This is a genomic window from Halomonas sp. 11-S5 (assembly GCF_029889825.1).
GTDB lineage: Bacteria > Pseudomonadota > Gammaproteobacteria > Pseudomonadales > Halomonadaceae > Halomonas.
Map to the genome: position 1 here is coordinate 1 of NZ_JARANW010000031.1, position 14,950 is coordinate 14,950.

At 65.6% G+C, this 14,950-nt stretch carries 13 protein-coding genes, 1 pseudogene and 1 riboswitch; of the genes and pseudogenes, 8 read left to right on the forward strand and 6 right to left on the reverse strand.

Annotation, left to right across the window (positions count from 1 at the left end):
- From OP497_RS15765 to OP497_RS15775, 3 genes and pseudogenes are all read left to right on the forward strand, one after another.
- A pseudogene (locus OP497_RS15765) lies at positions 1-106 on the forward strand (IS1595 family transposase); the annotation flags it as partial.
- 79 nt (positions 107-185) lie between these two features.
- Complete coding sequence (locus OP497_RS15770) at positions 186-926, forward strand: amino acid ABC transporter ATP-binding protein (RefSeq protein WP_280550107.1); 741 nt, start codon at positions 186-188, stop codon at positions 924-926.
- Positions 927-929: 3 nt separating this feature from the next.
- Positions 930-1,598, forward strand: a complete 669-nt coding sequence (locus tag OP497_RS15775) for an amino acid ABC transporter permease (protein WP_280550110.1) — start codon at positions 930-932, stop codon at positions 1,596-1,598.
- A 141-nt stretch (positions 1,599-1,739) separates the two neighbouring features.
- On the opposite strand, the gene katG is transcribed toward OP497_RS15775, so the two are convergent.
- Positions 1,740-3,920, reverse strand: coding sequence for a catalase/peroxidase HPI (gene katG / locus OP497_RS15780; protein WP_280550112.1), 2,181 nt, complete (start codon positions 3,918-3,920; stop codon positions 1,740-1,742).
- A 191-nt stretch (positions 3,921-4,111) separates the two neighbouring features.
- Entirely contained in the window at positions 4,112-5,068 is a 957-nt protein-coding gene (locus tag OP497_RS15785) for a LysR family transcriptional regulator (protein WP_280550114.1), read from the reverse strand.
- 224 nt (positions 5,069-5,292) lie between these two features.
- On the opposite strand from OP497_RS15785, the gene OP497_RS15790 reads away from it, so the two are divergent.
- A complete protein-coding gene (locus tag OP497_RS15790; protein ID WP_280550117.1) occupies positions 5,293-6,792 on the forward strand; it encodes a CoA-acylating methylmalonate-semialdehyde dehydrogenase in 1,500 nt (499 codons plus the stop codon).
- Between the two features lie 58 nt (positions 6,793-6,850).
- Here the strand turns inward: OP497_RS15790 and OP497_RS15795 are convergent, their stop codons facing one another.
- Together OP497_RS15795 and OP497_RS15800 are read right to left on the reverse strand one after the other, a co-directional pair.
- Positions 6,851-7,198, reverse strand: coding sequence for a type II toxin-antitoxin system PemK/MazF family toxin (locus OP497_RS15795; protein WP_280550119.1), 348 nt, complete (start codon positions 7,196-7,198; stop codon positions 6,851-6,853).
- Complete coding sequence (locus OP497_RS15800; protein ID WP_280550121.1) at positions 7,188-7,418, reverse strand: type II toxin-antitoxin system PrlF family antitoxin; 231 nt, start codon at positions 7,416-7,418, stop codon at positions 7,188-7,190. Before OP497_RS15800 ends, OP497_RS15795 begins: the two co-directional genes overlap by 11 nt.
- Positions 7,419-7,601: 183 nt before the next feature.
- Here OP497_RS15800 and OP497_RS15805 point away from each other — a divergent pair, with 183 nt between their 5' ends.
- Together OP497_RS15805 and OP497_RS15810 are read left to right on the forward strand one after the other, a co-directional pair.
- On the forward strand, positions 7,602-8,189 hold the full coding sequence (locus OP497_RS15805; RefSeq protein ID WP_280550123.1) for a peroxidase-related enzyme: 588 nt from the start codon (positions 7,602-7,604) through the stop codon (positions 8,187-8,189).
- Between the two features lie 62 nt (positions 8,190-8,251).
- Entirely contained in the window at positions 8,252-9,010 is a 759-nt protein-coding gene (locus OP497_RS15810; protein ID WP_280550125.1) for an HNH endonuclease, read from the forward strand.
- Between the two features lie 154 nt (positions 9,011-9,164).
- Here the strand turns inward: OP497_RS15810 and OP497_RS15815 are convergent, their stop codons facing one another.
- Together OP497_RS15815 and OP497_RS15820 are read right to left on the reverse strand one after the other, a co-directional pair.
- Positions 9,165-10,583: a DegQ family serine endoprotease gene (locus tag OP497_RS15815; protein ID WP_280550127.1), complete on the reverse strand. Its 1,419-nt coding sequence runs from the start codon at positions 10,581-10,583 to the stop codon at positions 9,165-9,167.
- Between the two features lie 65 nt (positions 10,584-10,648).
- Positions 10,649-11,212 carry an ATP-dependent zinc protease gene (locus tag OP497_RS15820; protein ID WP_280550129.1) on the reverse strand — a complete coding sequence of 188 codons (564 nt, stop codon included), beginning with the start codon at positions 11,210-11,212 and terminating at the stop codon, positions 10,649-10,651.
- A 285-nt stretch (positions 11,213-11,497) separates the two neighbouring features.
- Positions 11,498-11,617, forward strand: a riboswitch (TPP riboswitch).
- Here OP497_RS15820 and OP497_RS15825 point away from each other — a divergent pair.
- A complete protein-coding gene (locus OP497_RS15825; protein ID WP_280550131.1) occupies positions 11,607-12,995 on the forward strand; it encodes a sodium:solute symporter in 1,389 nt (462 codons plus the stop codon). (Overlaps the previous riboswitch by 11 nt.)
- Before the next feature lie 69 nt (positions 12,996-13,064).
- The gene (gene ilvD, locus OP497_RS15830) at positions 13,065-14,753 is read left to right on the forward strand and encodes a dihydroxy-acid dehydratase (RefSeq protein ID WP_280550133.1); all 1,689 of its coding nucleotides are present in this window, start codon (positions 13,065-13,067) and stop codon (positions 14,751-14,753) included.
- The last annotated feature ends 197 nt before the right edge of the window (positions 14,754-14,950 follow it).

Sequence of the window (14,950 nt, forward strand, 5' to 3'; positions counted from 1 at the left end):
TCGGCGCTATGACCTCAAGGCCATGATCCCGCGGTTTCTCACGGTAGCCGCCCGAACACCGCCGATGCCATACCGGTTCCTGAAGATGGCTGAGCCTTATGCGTAATCAGGTAGCCTTTTGTATGCCCTTGAACGCAAGCTGGCCGTGCCGGGCTTCGAAAAATGATGCGAGAGGAATGGCGATAATGGCCGACGATCTGATTCTGGACGTGCAGGATGTGAAGAAGGCTTACGACGGCCTGGAGGTGCTCAAGGGCATCGGCTTCAGTCTGAGAAAGGGTGAGACCAAGGTGCTGATCGGCCCCTCTGGCTCGGGCAAGAGCACCCTGCTGCGCTGTATCAATCATCTCACGGTGCCGGATACCGGGCGCATCTACCTCAACGGCGATGAGGTATTGGATTCCAACATCGACGCCATGCGGGCGCGTATGGGTTTTGTCTTCCAGGACTTCAACCTCTTCTCTCACCTGACGGTGCTCGACAACGTGCGCCTCTGTCAGATCAAGGTCAACGGGTCGGACAAGGAGGCCGCTACCCAGCGGGCGCATCGTGAGCTGGAGCGGGTCGGCCTTGGCGACAAGGCCGACGCCTACCCGGCTGAGCTCTCCGGTGGACAGCAGCAGCGCGTCTCAATCGCCCGGGCCTTGGCCATGGACCCCGACGTGCTGCTGTTCGACGAGCCTACTTCGGCGCTGGACCCGGAATTGACCGGCGAGGTGGTGAGGGTGATGCAGCAGCTGGCCGTCGAGGGTATGACCATGGTGGTGGTAACCCACGAGATGAGCTTCGCTCGCCAGGCCGCCGACGAGATCATCTTCATCGAGAACGGTCACATCGTCGAGCAGGGGCCACCGGAGACCATGTTCACCGAGTCCACGCACGAGCGGACCCGGGCCTTCCTCAACGTTATAGCGAAGCACGGGTGAACCATGCGGGAATTCATCGAGTTCGGCATCGAGTGGCTACCCGAACTGCTCAAGGGCGTTCCGGTTGCGTTGGCGCTTTGGGTGATCGCTATCACTCTGGGTTTTTTCCTGGGGTTGGTACTTTGCTGGGCCAGGGTCTACGGTAACCGGCTCTTCTACTGGATCAGCACCGTCTACGTGGAGCTGTTTCGCGGCACACCGATGCTGGTGCAGATGTTCTTCATCTATTTGGGGCTGCCTCATCTGGGTATCGTCTTTGATGCCTTCACCGCCGCGGTGATCGCCATCACCCTCAACAGCGCCGCCTACCAGGCCGAGTACTTCCGCGGTTCGGTGCTGTCGGTGCCCAAAGGGCAATTGGTGGCGGCGCGGGCCTGTGGTATGACCCAGTGGCAAGCGATTCGGTACATCATGCTGCCCCAGGCGCTACGCCGGGTGATCCCGCAGTGGTCGAATGAAGCGATCATCGAACTCAAGTTCACTTCCATTGCCTACACCATCGGCGTAGTGGAGATCACTTCCATCGCATCGGATATTGGCTCGCGCACCCTGGACTTCTTCCTGGTATTCCTCTGGGCGGGACTTATCTATCTGGTGCTCACCTCTACGGTGGCGAGCCTGCTGGGACTCCTCGAGCGGCGGACTTACGTACCCGGGGTGACCAGTCACTGATACTTCAGGGCTACCCGAGCGATCTTTCTGGCCAGGCGAGAGATCACGCAGAGGGGCAACAAGAAGACGCCCGGGTAAGCACCCGGGCGTCTCGCTCTTTCCGGCGGTAGAGCCGGGCGTTTCGCCCGGCTCAGGCCGCTTTCAGGCCTGGAGCTTCTCCAGATCGAAGCGGTCGGCGTTCATCACCTTGGTCCAGGCCTTGACGAAGTCCTTGACGAACTTCTCCTGGTTGTCGTCCTGGGCGTAGACCTCGGCGTAGGAGCGCAGGATGGAGTTGGAACCGAGCACCAGGTCGATGCGGCTGGCGGTCCACTTCACATGGTCGGTCTTGCGGTCGCGAATCTCGTAGGCATTGTTGCCCGCCGGCTTCCAGGTGTTGCCCATGTCGGTCAGGTTGACGAAGAAGTCGTTGGTCAGCTGGCCCTCGCGGTCGGTGAAGACGCCATGCTTGCTGCCGCCGTGGTTGGTGCCGAGCATGCGCATGCCGCCGATCAGCACGGTCATCTCCGGCGCGGTCAGTCCCATCAGCTGGGCGCGGTCGAGCAGCATCTCCTCCGGCTTGACCACGTAGTCCTTCTTCTGCCAGTTGCGGAAGCCATCGGCCAGCGGCTCCAGGTACTCGAACGAGGGGGCGTCGGTCATCTCGTCGCTGGCGTCGCCGCGACCCGGCGCGAAGGGCACCAGGATATCGTGTCCGGCGGCCTTCGCCGCCTGCTCGATGCCCACGCTGCCACCCAGCACGATGACGTCGGCCACGCTGGCGCCGCTGTCGGCGGCGATCTTCTCGTAGACCTTGAGTACCTTGGCCAGGCGGTCCGGCTCGTTGCCTTCCCAGTCCTTCTGCGGGGCCAGGCGGATGCGCGCACCATTGGCGCCGCCGCGCATGTCGGAGCCGCGGAAGGTACGGGCGCTGTCCCAGGCGGTGCTGACCATCTCGCCGGTGGAGAGGCCGCTCTCGGCGACCTGTTTCTTGACCGCCTCGACGGAGTAGTCGCTGCTGCCGGCCGGCACCGGATCCTGCCAGATCAGTTCCTCGTCCGGCACTTCCGGGCCGATGTAGCGGGCCTTGGGCCCCATGTCGCGGTGGGTCAGCTTGAACCAGGCGCGGGCGAAGCAGTCCTTGAAGTATTCGGGATCCTGGCGAAACTTGTCGATGATCCTGCGGTAGTCAGGATGCATCTTCATCGCCATGTCCGCATCGGTCATCATCGGGTTATGGCGAGTGGACATGTCGGTGGCGTCGACCGGCTTGTCCTCCTCCTTCATGTCCACCGGCTCCCACTGGTTGGCACCGGCAGGGCTCTTCTTGAGCTCCCACTCGTGGTCGAGCAGTGCATCGAAGTAGCCCATGTCGAACTGGGTCGGGTTCTTGGTCCAGGCCCCTTCCAGGCCGGAGGTGACGGCGTTGGCGGCCTTGCCCTGCATGTTGGGGTTGAGCCAGCCGAAGCCCTGGGCCTCGACGTCGGCGCCTTCCGGCTCCGGCCCAAGGGCCTCGGCGTCGCCGTTGCCGTGGGTCTTGCCGACCGTATGACCGCCGGCGGTCAGGGCCGCGGTCTCCTCGTCGTTCATGGCCATGCGGGCGAAGGTCTCGCGGACCTGTTCGCCGGTCTTGATGGGGTCCGGCTGGCCGTTGACGCCCTCTGGGTTCACGTAGATCAGGCCCATCTGGACCGCGGCCAGCGGGTTCTCCATGGTGTCGGGCTTGTCGACGTCGCCGTAGCGCTCGTCGGAGGGGGCCAGCCACTCCTTCTCGGCGCCCCAGTAGATGTCCTTCTCGGGGTGCCAGATGTCCTCGCGGCCGAAGGAGAAACCGAAGGTCTTGAAGCCCATGGACTCATAGGCGACGTTGCCGGCCAGGATGATCAGGTCGGCCCAGCTGATCTGGTTGCCGTACTTCTTCTTGATTGGCCACAGCAGGCGACGCGCCTTGTCGAGGTTGCCGTTGTCCGGCCAGGAGTTGATGGGAGCGAAGCGCTGATTGCCGGTGCCGCCGCCGCCACGGCCGTCGGCGATGCGGTAGGTGCCCGCCGCGTGCCAGGCCATGCGGATCATCAGGCCACCGTAGTGGCCCCAGTCGGCCGGCCACCACGCCTGGCTCTCGGTCATCAGGGCGTGCATGTCCTTCTTGAGCGCGTCGAAGTCGAGCTTCTTGACCTCCTCGCGATAGTCGAAGTCCTCGCCCATCGGGTCGGTCTTGCGATCGTGCTGATGCAGGATGTCCAGGTTCAGGGACTCCGGCCACCAGTCGGTGTTGGAATGACCGCTGGCGGTCTGGCCTCCGTGCATCACCGGACACTTGCCGGCGTTCTGCTGATCACCCATATCGCTCTCCCATCTGGCTGCGTTGTTGGAACTGCTACCTGTGTATAGACGATGGCAGTCCGGCGGAACAATGAGCCGTATCAACCATGAACCCTGAGACAGCGTGATGGCCGGGGCTCCTTGTCCTGTGACTTCAACTTACGCTCCGGCGGTCCATTAGCTCAATGTGACATTGCCGACCGTGTCGATAGCTATTTTGTATCGGAGGCGGGAGGTGGCACCACCATCGCCTTCGCCTCGCCCATCAGGAAGGCGCAGTTGGCCTCCAGGGCCTCGCGCAGGAAGTCCCACAGCAGGCGGACCTTGGCCAGGCGTCGCTGCTCCTGGCGGGCGGTGATCCAGAAGTGGCGCACGATCTCCACGTCGTCATCCAGCACGTTCACCAGGGCGTCCGAGGTGCTCGCCATGAAGCAGGGCAGCACGGCGAGCCCGGCGCTATGCAGGCAGGCGGCGTGCTGGGTGGTCACGCTGGTGCTGCGCAGGGCGAAGTGCGGGCCGGGATGGCCGACCACCGCCGGGTCGAGCAGGGGCTCCAGGTAGCTGAGCTGCTCGCTGAAGATCAGGTCGTCGACGTAGCCCACCAGCCGGTGATCGCCCAGCTCGGGCAGCCGGGCCGGGGTGCCGTGGCGGGCGAGGTATCCCTGGCTGCCGTAGAGGCGCAGCCGATAGTCGCACAGCCGCGAGATCACGAGCCCCGGGCTCACCGGGCGCTCCACGGTGATGGCGAGGTCCGCCTCGTGGCGGCTCAGGTTGACCACCCGGGGCAGGGCGAGCAGGTCCAGGGTCACGCCGGGGTGGCGTTCGCAGAAGGCCGAGAGCAGCGGAGCGATCACCCAGGTGCCGAAGCCCTCGGTGACGCCGAGGCGGATCTGGCCGCTGATCTGGTGGTTCTTGTCGGTGAGGCTCTCGCCGGCCTCGAAGGCGTGGCGGGCCATCTCCTCGGCGTGGGCGAGCAGTTGCTGGCCGGCCTCGGTGAGGTGGTAGCCGTGGGTGCTGCGCTCGAACAGCTGGGTGTTGAGCGCCTGCTCGAAGCGCCGGGTGCGCCGCGACAGGGTGGAGTGGTCGAGCCCCAGCCGGCGGGCGGCGTCGGTGAGCCGCTCGCTGCGCGCCACCTCGAGGAAGATCTGGATATCCTGCCAGTCGAGCATGGAGGTCTCCCGTGGCCGTGTGGTTGTGCATGGATGCACAAACAATGTGCCCGAGTGCCCGTTGTCATGCCATCCGACGTCTGTATAGACTCGATGTCACCACGGTTCGTGTATAGATACACATAAAGTCTAATGTCCCCGCCGCCGCGGCGCCTGACGATGGCCGAACAACGACAAGCCAGACTCGCGGTCGGGGCAGGAACAGCACAGAGGAGCATGCCACCATGTCCGTTCGCGAGATTCCCATGTACATCGACGGCCAGCCCGTCCAGTCCCAGAGCCAGGAGTGGCGCGACGTGGTCAATCCGGCCACCCAGGAAGTGGTCGCCCGGGTGCCGTTCTGCACCGCCGAGGAGGTCGAGCAGGCGGTGGCCAGTGCCAAGGAGGCCTTCAAGACCTGGCGCAAGGTGCCGCTGGGCAAGCGCATGCGCATCATGCTCAAGCTCCAGGCGCTGATCCGCGAGAACACCGATGAGCTGGCCGCGCTGATCAGCGAGGAGCACGGCAAGACCCTGCCGGACGCGGCCGGTGAGGTGGGTCGCGGCCTGGAGGTGGTGGAGCACGCCTGCTCGATTACCTCCCTGCAGCTGGGCGAACTGGCCGAGAACGCCGCCAATGAGGTGGACGTCTACACCCTGAACCAGCCGCTGGGCGTGGGCGCCGGCATCACCGCCTTCAACTTCCCGATCATGTTGCCCTGCTTCATGTTCCCGCTGGCCATCGCCACCGGTAACACCTTCGTGCTCAAGCCCTCCGAGCAGGATCCGAGCTCCACCATGCGCCTGGTCGAGCTGGCCCACGAGGCGGGCGTGCCGGCCGGCGTGCTCAACGTCGTGCACGGCGGCCCTGACGTGGCCAACCAGATCGCCGACCACACCGACATCAAGGCGCTCTCCTTCATCGGCTCCACCCACGTCGGCTCGCTGCTCTACGATCGCGCCGCCGCCGCCGGCAAGCGCATGCAGGCGATGATGGGGGCCAAGAACCACTGCGTGGTGATGCCCGACGCCAACCGCAGCCAGGCCATCAACAACCTGCTGGGCTCCGCCTTCGGCGCCGCCGGGCAGCGCTGCATGGCCAACTCCGTGGTGGTGCTGGTGGGCGAGGCCCGCGAGTGGCTGGATGACATCGTCGAGAGCGCCCGTAACATGAAGGTGGGCCCCGGCACCCAGCAGGACGCCGACCTCGGCCCGCTGGTCTCGCCCCAGGCCAAGGAGCGCGTGGAGCGGCTGATCGCCACCGGCGAGCAGGAGGGCGCCAAGCTGCTGGTCGACGGCCGCGGCTGCCAGGTGGAGGGCTACCCGAACGGCAACTTCGTCGGCCCGACCCTGTTCAGCGACGTGACCCCGGAGATGACCATCTACCGCGAGGAGATCTTCGGCCCGGTGCTCTGCGTGCTCAGCGTCGAGACCCTGGACGAGGCCATCGCGTTCATCAACGCCAACCCCAACGGCAACGGCACCTCGATCTTCACCAACTCCGGCTGGGTGGCGCGCCGCTTCGAGAGCGACATCGACGTCGGCCAGGTGGGCATCAACGTGCCGATCCCGGTGCCGGTGGCCTACTTCAGCTTCACCGGCTCGCGCGGCTCCAAGCTCGGTGACCTGGGCCCCAACGGCAAGCAGGCCATCGCCTTCTGGACCCAGACCAAGACCGTCACCGCGCGCTGGTTCGAGCCGGAGAACGTCTCCAGCGGCATCAACAGCACCATCTCGCTGAGCTGATTCGTTCAGCGTAGTGATCCTAGCGGCCCCGTCTCGAGAGAGGCGGGGCCGTATTGTGTTACTGGATGATGGCTGGCATCAGGGCCCTCAGGGCGCTGATCACTCGGCGTCGGTCATCCTGCTCAAGTCGTCCAGCCTGTCGGATGATCAGGCGTTCATCCAGAGTGAAGAGCTTCATGCGCACGATGGAAGTCGCGGGTAAGCCTGCGGCATCGAGACCTTGGATTTCGGTATCCAGCGGCCAGGCGGAGTTGTTGGCACTGGTGATCATGGCCATCAGGAGCTGTCCTGTAGAGCGATGAAAGTCCTCGTTAGAAGAGATGACCAGCGCTGGCCGACGCTTGGTCGTGTTCCTGTCGGTGAAAGGAAACGGCACAACCACAACATCGAAGGCCTCAAAGATCACGGTAGGCGTCCTCGTCGGCCTCGGAATTCCACTCGCTCAGGGTTTCTTCCACCGCATGGGTAAATGCCAGGTCGAGCGGTGATGCCTTGCGAAGTCGAATCTCACCATCTTCGATCTCGAAGCAGATGGTATCGCCGGCGTGGAGGTCCAGTGCCTTGCGGACGTTGCCGGGAATCGTCGCCTGGTATTTGGTGGTCAGCCGACTGCTGGCGGTGGACATGACGACCCTCCTTCCGAATTTTTGAAGTAATACGGTAATGCTAGCCTTGCTACCAGCATGTCGCAATGAAGAGCGGCACCCTTTCGGCGGTTCGGTTGATCTTGAGCCAATGGCTATATGCTTACGTTAACGTCAACTGCTATCTTGGTGGCTTACCCAGCAACAACAATCCCTGGAGCCACCATGACCCCACCGATCAGCCGCTTTCCCGTCCCCGAATCGATTCAGGACCTGCCCACGGACGTGCGCGACGCCATGCTGGCGGTTCAGGAGAAGGCCGGTTTCGTGCCCAACGTCTTCTTGATGCTGGCTCATCGTCCGGCTGAGTTCCGTGCCTTCTTCGCCTACCACGATGCCCTGATGGAGCGCGAATCCGATACGCTCACCAAGGCCGAGAAGGAGATGATCGTGGTGGCCACCAGCGCCCGCAACCGCTGCCTCTACTGCGTGGTGGCCCACGGCGCCCTGGTGCGGATCTACAGCAAGGACCCACTGCTCGCCGACCAGGTAGCCATCAACCACCGCACCGCGCCGATCAGCGAGCGCCATCGCACCATGCTGGACTTCGCCCTCTACTGCGGCCTGGAGGTGGGAGAACTCACCGACGAGTGGGAGGCCCGCCTGAAGACGGCCGGGTTCACCCACGACGACATCTGGGACATCGGCGCCATCGCCGCCTTCTTCGGCCTCTCCAACCGGCTGGTCACCCTGACCGGCACGCCACCCAACGAGGAGTTCTACCTGATGGGGCGGGTGCCGCGGGAAAAGTAAGCAGAATTGGCCTCTATGGCCGCTCGAGCGTAGGCTCGAGACAGGCAGCATCGGGAGGCCACATGGCAGCGGAAAGAAAGGCATGGACGGATCAAGATCGGCTACTGGTGTTATCGCTCTACTGTCGGTTGACGTTTGGGCAGCTTCACCGGAGACGACCTGAAGTCATTCAGTTGGCCGAACGGATTGGGCGTTCGGCCAACTCCGTTGCGATGAAGCTTTCCAACTATGCGAGTCTCGATCCCGAAGTGTTGGCTCTGGGCAAGAAGGGGTTATCCGGCGCTTCCCAGCAGGATCGCATGCTGTGGCAACGTTTCATGGCCGAACCGGAAGCCGTGGCCAGCGAATGCGAGGAAGCGTGGTCGATAATCGCCAATGAGATGGATATAGCTGACGACGAGGTTGACTACACCGCACGGGACTCCGTGGGTATCCAGAAACGCCGGGTGGGACAGTCCTTATTTCGAAAGGCAGTGATGATTCGTTATGACGCCCGCTGCGTGATTACTGGACTGCGTCATGAAGACTTGCTGATCGCGAGTCACATCGTGCCCTGGCAGTGGCGTCCCGAATTTCGTCTCGACCCAGCCAACGGGCTCTGTCTCAATGCGCTCCATGATCGCGCCTTCGATAAGGGACTGTTGGCTATCGACGGTCAAGGCCGGATACGAATCTCTCCGGGGTTGGCTGAAGCAGGATTAAACGGGCAGCTCAAGAACCATCTAAGCGATCTAAATGGACAACCTTTAAACCTGGAGGCTTCGGTATTTCCCAGCCGCGACTATCTCGCCTGGCACTACCGAGAGTGCTTCCGGTGCTAAATGACACAGCTTTCTTTCAGCATCTATAGCGCTATGTTCAATGCCCGGGTGGATCCGTGGCAACATGTGCAAGTCGTTTATGACATGCACAGTACAGCGCCCCGGCGGCGTTACCACCGGGGCGCTGACTCATGGCAATGACTGGGCTCTGGGGTCACTCACTGCCGAGACTCAAGGCAACGAAGTAGGAGTTGCCGTCACGGTAGAGCCGCACTGGGATCGCCTGGCCTTCCGGCAGGTCGGCGACGATATCGGCCAGCTGTTCGGGGCTCTCCACCCGCTGCTGCCCGATGCTCACCAGCACATCGCCCGGGCGGATCCCGGCGGCTGCCGCGCGTCCGGCTGGGTCGACATCGGCAATGCGCACGCCATGGTCGATACCGAGCTGTTGGCGCTCGGCGTCGCTCAAGGGCTGTGCCGCGATGCCGAGACGGGCCGGTTCGCTCTCGTTGCCGGCCTGGTCGGCACCCGCGTCCGGCCACTCGCCAACCTCCAGGGTGATCGACTGCCGCTCGCCTTCACGCAGCACCAGCAGCTCGACCTCCTCGCCGGGGGCCACGCCGCCGATCAGCCTGGGGAGCGTGGAGGAGTGGTCGACCTCCTGGCCATTGGCTTCCAGGATGATGTCGCCCGCCTGGAGCCCGCCTTCTGCCGCCGGGCCGTCGGGGGCCAGGTCCGCGATCAGGGCGCCTTCGGCCTGGTCCAGTCCGAAGGCGCTTGCCAGGTCCCGGGAAACCGGCTGGATCCTGACGCCGAGCCAGCCGCGGCTGACGTAACCCTCATTGCGCAGCTGGTCGGCGACATCCATGGCCACATCGATCGGGATGGCGAAGGAGAGCCCCATGTACCCGCCGCTACGCGTCAGGATCTGGGAGTTGACGCCGATCACCTCCCCTTCCAGGTTGAACAGTGGCCCACCGGAGTTGCCCGGGTTGATGGCCACGTCGGTCTGGATGAAGGGCACATAGACATCCTGGGGCAGGGTGCGGTTGATGGCACTGATGATGCCGGCCGTCACGGAATGATCGAAGCCGAAGGGGGAGCCGATGGCGGCGACCCACTGGCCCACTTCAAGGTCTCCCGCCTCGCCCATGTCGAGGGTGGGAAGGTCGTCGGCCTCGACCTTGAGCACGGCGACATCGGTCTTGTCATCGGTGCCCACCAGCTCGGCCTCGAGTTCGCGCCGGTCGTTGAGGCGCACCAGGATCTCGTCGGCCCCCTTGACCACATGGGCATTGGTCATGATGTAGCCGTCTTCATCGAAGATGAAGCCCGAGCCCAGCGAGCGGCGCTCCTGGTTGCCCTGGCCCCGGCCGCCGCCGGGGGGCATGGGGATGCGGTCACCGAAGAAGTGCCGGAAGATCTCGGGTATCTCCTGGCCGCCGAACTGGCCGCTGGGGGGTGCCTGTCGCTCGACCGTTCGGGATGTCGAGATGTTGACGACGGACGGGGCGGCGTCCTCCACCAGTTGGGTGAAGTCCGGCAGGCGCTGTTGCGCCAGCGCGGGCTGGGAAGCGACAACGAGAAGTCCCAGCAGCACTAGCCAGGAAAGCGTGCGTGTCTTGACTGTCACGATGGGCTCCTGTGGCATCGGTTGGATGGTGTCATGGTCGGCAGCGGTACCCTCCGTGGGGGCCGTCATACGCCGATATCCTCGTCATACTCCTTCTCGGAGTGTGGCTTGACGGGCGAATCATCATTGCATTCGGGCTCGTGCATGAAGGTGCGGGTCGTCTCGACGCTGCCCAGGTCCTGAATGGTGCGTCGCCCGAGCAAGACCGGGTAGTTCATGTTGTCGCGATCCTCCAGGCTGAACTGCTCCTCACGAAGCGTCTCTCCCATGCAGATCGTCATCAGCACGACGGGCCGGCTCTCTTCCCCTCCGGCACCAACCACACGCAGGTCGCGAAACACCGGACGCTCGAAGGTCTTCGAGACGACATCGTCCGTCTCTTCATCCTCGACCTCGACGGTAAAGCGAACCCAGTCCTCTCCGTCGCGCTCGAACGTCTCGATCTCCTCGGCCTGCATCGATGATGTCAGGGCACCGGTATCCAGCTTCACCTTGACCTCCGTGCCCCACGGCTCGATGGTGGCCTTCTCGATCCAGCCATAGGTGGCGGTGTCGGCCGCCTGGGCGGCACTCCCCAGCAGTCCGGCGCCGAGCAAGGCCAGCAGTGTTCTCGGGATCGGTCTGTGCATGCGTTTCCTCCTTGACTACACGTGGGTGATATCGGTGATGCGAATGACAATGCGTCCATGGCCCATGGCCTCGTTCTGCGACCTTGCTTGTGGAGAAGGAGTTCCGTCATCGCCGAGAGGCGCCCCTCGAGAGAGACGTTTGGGGTGCGTTGCCGGGCGCGCCGGCAAGCCCACGGGAATCGGGCCCGGGTGGTCGCCAGGGGAAGGCGGCGCTATGATGTCCCTCGATCCCGTCGCTATCGGCCAGCCAGGCCACGATGCGAGGCGCGATCCCACCATCCATTCACTTGTCGCCAGGGGAGTCCCGCTGCCGCACGCGTCGGCCGGGGCTGAGAGAGCGCATGGCGCTGACCCTGGAACCTGATCCGGTTCATACCGGCGGAGGAAGTGCGACATGCCTTACCTGACGTCTGCCGTGCTCGGCGCGGCGCTGCTGTGCTTTGCTTTCCTGGGCCTGCGGGCCCGCCGGGCCGATGGCCCCCTTGACGACTATGTCACCGCGCGCAACTCCCAGGGCGCCCAGTCGCTGGGCCTCTCCTTCCTGGCCTCGGGGATGGGCGCCTGGATCCTCTTCGCGCCGCCCGAGATCGGCGCCTTCGTTGGCCCCTTGGCACTGGCCGGCTATGCCATCGGCTCGGCGCTGCCGTTCATCGTGCTGGGGCTCTACGGCCCTGTGATCCGGCGCCACCTGCCGGAGGGGCGCAGCATCGGCGAGTTCGCCGAGGCCTGCTATGGTGCCGGGGTACGGCGCTGGGTATCGCTGGTCTCGGTGCTCTACATGGCCTGCTTCCTGGCCGCGGAGCTCACCGCCATCGGGGCCATCACCGCGCTGCTCTCGGATGTGCCGCCGGCGCTGGTGGTCATCGGCGTGGCGGTCGCCACGCTACTCTACACGGCGGTGGGCGGCCTGCGGGCGAGCCTGGCCACCGACCGCTGGCAGGCCTGGCTGCTGGTCGCGCTGCTGGCGGTGGTTGGCGGCGTGGCGCTGATGCGCCTGCCCGAAATGCCGGTGGACGCCACGCTGCCCTCTATTCCCACCGGCAGCGCCCTCGCCGTGGCGCTGACCCTGGTAATCGCGGTGACCGCGGCGAACCTCTTCCACCAGGGCTACTGGCAGCGGGTCTGGGCGGCGCGGGACGACCGCGCCCTGGGGCGCGGCGCCTGGCTGGGCGGCGGCATCACCGTGCTGGTGGTGATGGCGGTCGGCGGCCTCGGCACGCTGGCGGCCATGGCCGGCGTGGCGTTGGGCGAGCCGCCGATCCCCTTCTTCGCGCTGCTCGCACAGGCGCCGGGCTGGCTGGCCCTGCCGGCGCTGGTGCTGGCGGTCACCCTGGTCGCCTCCAGCGTGGATACCCTCCAGAACGGCCTCGCCTCGCTGGTGGTGGCGGGCTCCGGCCGGCGTGGGCTCTCCCTCGGCGCGGCCCGCTGGGTCACGGTGGCGCTGATGGTGCCGGTGGTGATCGTGGCGCTGCAGGGGCTCTCGGTGCTGCGGCTGTTCCTGATCGCCGACCTGCTCTGCGCGGCCATCGTGGTGCCGGTGCTGCTGGGTCTCTGGTCGCGGATGAGCGCCACGGCCGCGGTGGCCGGCGGCGTGGCGGGCATGCTCGGCGCCATCCTGCCGGGCTGGGTGGCCCAGGGCAGCCTCGCGGCGGGCGTGCTGGCGGCCAGCTTCCCCGGCAGCATCCCGACCCTGCCGCCGTTCCTGGGGGCGCTGGTGGCCTCCACCCTGGTCAGCCTGCTGGTCGCCGGGCTCCGGCTGGCGGGGAGGGGGCGTCCGGCCTGAGCGGTTGCCAGGCCGCGCCAGGAAGGCCACTCTCTGGGGATCCATTATGATCGATCAGAGGAGGCCCCCATGAGCGATATCCCGAAGGATCCCCGTCGCCGCCACTCCGCCCCGGTGGTGGACGGGGTCGGCAAGTCCGCCAGCCGCGCGATGCTCCGGGCGGTGGGCTTCACCGACAGCGACTTCGCCAAGCCCCAGGTGGGCATCGCCTCCACCTGGAGCAACCTCACCCCCTGCAACAGCCATATCGACGAGCTGGCCCGCCGGGCCAGCGACGGCGCCGATGCGGCCGGCGGCAAGGGGGTGATCTTCAACACCATCACCATCTCCGACGGCATCGCCAACGGCACCGAGGGCATGAAGTACTCGCTGGTGTCGCGGGAGGTGATCGCCGACTCCATCGAGACGGTGGCCGGCTGCGAGGGCTTCGACGGCCTGGTGGCCATCGGCGGCTGCGACAAGAACATGCCGGGCTGCCTGATGGGCCTGGCGAGGCTCGATCGCCCCAGCGTCTTCGTCTACGGCGGGACCATCCTGCCCGGCGAAGGCCACACCGACATCGTCTCGGTGTTCGAGGCCATGGGCGCCTACAGCCGCGGCGACCTGGACCTGATCGAGGTGAAGCAGATCGAGGAGACGGCGATTCCCGGCCCCGGCTCCTGCGGGGGCATGTACACCGCCAACACCATGGCCTCGGCCATCGAGGCGCTGGGCATGAGCCTGCCGGGCAGCTCGGCGCAGAATGCCGTCTCCCGGGACAAGCGAGAGGACTGTGAGGCCGCCGGTGCGGCGGTACTCACGCTGCTCGAGCGCGACATCAAGCCCTCCGACATCATGACCCGCCAGGCCTTCGAGAACGCCATCACCATGGTGATCGCCCTGGGCGGTTCCACCAATGCGGTGCTGCACCTGATCGGCATGGCCAGCACCATCGGCGTCGCGCTCTCCCTTGAGGATTTCACCACCATCGGCAAGCGCGTGCCGGTGGTGGCCGACCTGCGGCCCAGCGGCCACTACATGATGAGCGAGCTGGTGGCGATCGGCGGCATCCAGCCGCTGATGAAGACCCTGCTCGACGCCGGTCTGCTGCACGGCGACTGCCTGACCGTGACCGGCCAGACGCTGGCCGAGAACCTGGCCGATGTCGCCCCCTATCCCGATGACCAGCAGATCATCGCGGCGCTGGATCGGCCCGTGAAGGCCGAGAGCCACCTGCGCATCCTCTACGGCAACCTTGCGCCGGAAGGGGCGGTGGCCAAGATCACCGGCAAGGAGGGAACGCACTTTGCAGGCTCCGCCCGGGTTTTCGGCTCCGAGGAGGAGGCCCAGGCGCGCATCAACGACGGCACCGTGGTGGCCGGCGACGTGGTGGTGATCCGCTACGAGGGACCCAAGGGCGGCCCCGGCATGCGCGAGATGCTCACGCCCACCTCGGCGATCATGGGCCGGGGGCTCGGCAGCGAGGTGGCACTGATCACCGACGGGCGCTTCTCCGGCGGCAGCCACGGCTTCGTGGTGGGCCACGTGACCCCCGAGGCCTTCGACGGCGGCCCCCTGGCGCTGGTGGAGGATGGCGACCTGATCACCCTCGATGCCGAGGCCGATACCATCGACGTCGACCTGCCTGACGAGGAGCTGATGCGCCGTCGTGCGGCCTGGCGCCAGCCCGAACCGCGTTATGCGCGGGGGGTGTTGGCCAAGTACGCGCGAACGGTGAGCTCGGCCTCCACCGGGGCGGTGACCGATCTGCCGGAGTGATGCTCCCCTGCTTCTGCTGCCTCCCCGTCCGCGGCCTGCGTCGTTTTGCCGCGGTGTCCCGTCAGGCACCGTGTGGCCCCGGCACGGCCGTGCGGTGCCCTCCTGTCGTTGGTTGACCTTCATCACCCCCGGGCACCGAGGCCGGCGGCTTGGACTATCCTGTGTCAAGACGGGCTCGCTTCGAATGGCGACGGAGC

Bases quoted from the DNA above. Each gene is read 5' to 3' on its own strand.
- OP497_RS15825 (WP_280550131.1), top strand. From the start codon at position 11,607: ATGCCTTACCTGACGTCTGCCGTGCTCGGCGCGGCGCTGCTGTGCTTT.
- OP497_RS15810 (WP_280550125.1), top strand. From the start codon at position 8,252: ATGGCAGCGGAAAGAAAGGCATGGACGGATCAAGATCGGCTACTGGTG.
- OP497_RS15800 (WP_280550121.1), bottom strand. From the start codon at position 7,418: ATGTCCACCGCCAGCAGTCGGCTGACCACCAAATACCAGGCGACGATT.
- ilvD (WP_280550133.1), top strand. From the start codon at position 13,065: ATGAGCGATATCCCGAAGGATCCCCGTCGCCGCCACTCCGCCCCGGTG.
- OP497_RS15770 (WP_280550107.1), top strand. From the start codon at position 186: ATGGCCGACGATCTGATTCTGGACGTGCAGGATGTGAAGAAGGCTTAC.
- OP497_RS15785 (WP_280550114.1), bottom strand. From the start codon at position 5,068: ATGCTCGACTGGCAGGATATCCAGATCTTCCTCGAGGTGGCGCGCAGC.
- OP497_RS15790 (WP_280550117.1), top strand. From the start codon at position 5,293: ATGTCCGTTCGCGAGATTCCCATGTACATCGACGGCCAGCCCGTCCAG.
- OP497_RS15775 (WP_280550110.1), top strand. From the start codon at position 930: ATGCGGGAATTCATCGAGTTCGGCATCGAGTGGCTACCCGAACTGCTC.
- katG (WP_280550112.1), bottom strand. From the start codon at position 3,920: ATGGGTGATCAGCAGAACGCCGGCAAGTGTCCGGTGATGCACGGAGGC.
- OP497_RS15805 (WP_280550123.1), top strand. From the start codon at position 7,602: ATGACCCCACCGATCAGCCGCTTTCCCGTCCCCGAATCGATTCAGGAC.
- OP497_RS15820 (WP_280550129.1), bottom strand. From the start codon at position 11,212: ATGCACAGACCGATCCCGAGAACACTGCTGGCCTTGCTCGGCGCCGGA.